The following is a 2,698-nucleotide window of genomic DNA, read 5'->3' as shown; positions in this document are numbered from 1 at the left end:
AAGGACTGAAAATCCTTGTGTCCCTGGTTCGATTCCTGGAGGCACCACCTTAAAAGCCCGATACACATAGTGTTTTCGGGCTTTTTTAATTTTAGTTTCAGTTATTTTGCAAAATTCTAAATCTCCTTAAAAATAAAAAAGCCTCTTTCCGAATACACGGAAAAAAGCTTCTCATTGGTTAGCCAAATCCACACAACATAGGATATTACTGGCTAACTACACGCCCTGAATTAACAAGGCAAACAACACAACTTAATTTTAATACTAAAATTCAATTATACTCTTTAGTACTGGGTTTTAAAACCCAAATTTTTTTTATAAGCAAACACTTAATTCATTTACTAATGCTTACCTCTTTCAAAAATAACCGGAGGGTTTAAAAGAGGGCTGGCAAATATACAATTTCTTCTTTCTATTAAACAAATAAAAAATTTCTCTGTTTATTTTTGTGAAAATTCCAATTTTTCTATCTGTACAAATTCGGAATTTCCGGATTACTTATTTTACATTTTTAAAAATTAAATATTTGATTTCAGCCCTGGGCCGTAAGCTTTTCATAATTTTGAGCCTATGAAGCACTATTACTGCTTATTTTTAAGTTTGGCTATTTTACTCTTAGGTTGCCAAAACAAAGAGGTGGATACCCAGGAGAATAAATATCCGGTAGATTCAGTTTCTTATTTCCTTGAAAAAGCAAAAGCCACCGATTCTATTCCCCAAAAAATAATTTTTTTGAATGAAGGGCTCCAAAAAGTTCAACAAAACTCTGATACTTTATTGCCTTTATTGCTGGACTATAAAATTTATTATCACAACCGACTAAAAGAATATGACAGCGCCCTCTTTTTTGCCGATAGCCTTGAGCGTGTTGCAAATTTCCAAAAAGACACAAACTGGATTGCGCTGTATTTCTATCGAAAAGCGGTTACTAATCGGTATTTGGAAAATCAGGAAGGAGTCTTTAAAAACGCGTTTGAATCTCGAAAAAGATATCTTCAAATAGGAGACAGCATTAAAGCTGCACGCAGAACTCTCGAAATGGCCGTTGCTCAAAGTCGAATGCAAGATTATACCGGCAGCCAGGAATCGGCTACAGAAGCTTTACGCTATCTTAACAAAGAAAAAGATGCCCAATATCTCAGTAGTGCTTATAATATAATTGCTATTGCGTATCGCAACCAGGGTTTTTATAAAGATGCTTTAAAAGAATATCAAAATGCACTTCACTATGCCACAAACCTGGAAGATAGTCTCACATACCAAAATAATATTGCACTGGTTTATGAGGATCAGGAAGAATATAAAAAAGCAGAGTTTATTTTTGAAAAGATTCTTTCAAAAGTTTCAGAACAGGACTATAAGTCTAGAGCGCGCTACCTTGATAACTTCGCTTTTAATAAATGGTTACAGGATTCAGAAAAGAATATTTCATCAGAGTTATTACAGGCGCTACGGTGGCGTAAAGAACAAAATGATAATACAGGCATCACAGCAAGCTATGAGAATTTAGCGCAGTTTTATGAAAATCGAGATAAAATAAAAGCTATAGATTATGCTAAAAAATGGTTAGAAACTGGTAAGAAAAATAATAAGCTTCAAGCACAAATAGACGCATTAAAAAGGCTTATTAACTTAAATTCCGGTAAAGGCGATGAAACAAATTACGTAGCGGAATATATTCGGTTAAACGATAGTTTGAACAAATTAAATTTACAGGCAAAAAATACTTTTGCCAAAATTAAGTTTGACGAAGAACGGAAGCAGCAGCAAATATCAGGCTTAGAAGCTTCTGCAGCATTGCAGGCAGTAGAAAACCAGGAAATAAAACTAAGAAATTACATGCTGCTCTTTTTTGCCATTTTAGTAATTGGGATAGCTATTTTTATCATTTATTATAATAGGCAAAAGCACAAAAAAGAAAAAATAAGAGAAATTTATAATACTGAAACCCGAATCTCAAAAGTAATTCACGACGAACTAGCGAACGATGTTTATAATGTAATGAGCAGCATGGAGACTATAGCTCCAAATGAAACGATGGATAAACTGGAGCAAATCTACAACCGCACAAGAAATATCTCCAGGGAGAATAGCAATATCACCACCGGTCCCGGATATCTAAACCATCTAATTGCATCGCTCTCCAGCATTTGCCCTGAAAATACACGGCTAATTATAAGCGGAGAAAAGAATATTATTTGGAGTAAGATTAAGGCCGAGAAAAAACTTATAATCTACAGGGTATTACAGGAAATAATGGTGAATATGAAGAAACACAGCAACGCCAGTCTTGTTGCTTTGATTTTTAATGAAGAAGAAAAAAAGCTTAAAATAGATTATTCAGATAATGGGAAAGGGAGTTCTATGCAAGCCATCAAAACCGGAAATGGTTTGCAAAATGTGGAAAACCGTATTTTTTCCATAAATGGAAAACTTACTTTTGAAACTGAAAAAGGAAAAGGATTAAAAATTATAATCTGTATTCCGCTATAGATTTTCTTATGTTTAAAAAAGTCCTTGTTGCAGAAGATATGGATAGTATTAACCAGGCTGTTTCCCTTGTTTTAAAAGATCTGGGAATTACAGAAGTTGTTCATGCTCAATATTGTGATCAGGCGTGGTTAAAGGCAAAAAGAGCTATTAAGGACAACAATCACTTTGATTTACTTATTTGCGACCTCTCTTTTAAACAGGATTA

1 protein-coding gene and 1 pseudogene are annotated in these 2,698 nt (G+C 34.0%); both read left to right on the top strand.

Annotation, left to right across the window (positions count from 1 at the left end; genetic code table 11):
- Window positions 1-570: 570 nt before the first annotated feature.
- Complete coding sequence (locus AACZ30_RS13690) at window positions 571-2,493, top strand: tetratricopeptide repeat protein (RefSeq protein WP_339650072.1); 1,923 nt, start codon at window positions 571-573, stop codon at window positions 2,491-2,493.
- 8 nt (window positions 2,494-2,501) lie between these two features.
- A pseudogene (locus tag AACZ30_RS13685) lies at window positions 2,502-2,698 on the top strand (DNA-binding response regulator); the annotation flags it as partial.

This window comes from uncultured Salegentibacter sp. (genome assembly GCF_963972535.1).
Lineage (GTDB): Bacteria > Bacteroidota > Bacteroidia > Flavobacteriales > Flavobacteriaceae > Salegentibacter.
Note: the sequence above shows the minus strand (reverse complement) of the source record. Positions and strands in the feature narration are given on the sequence as shown.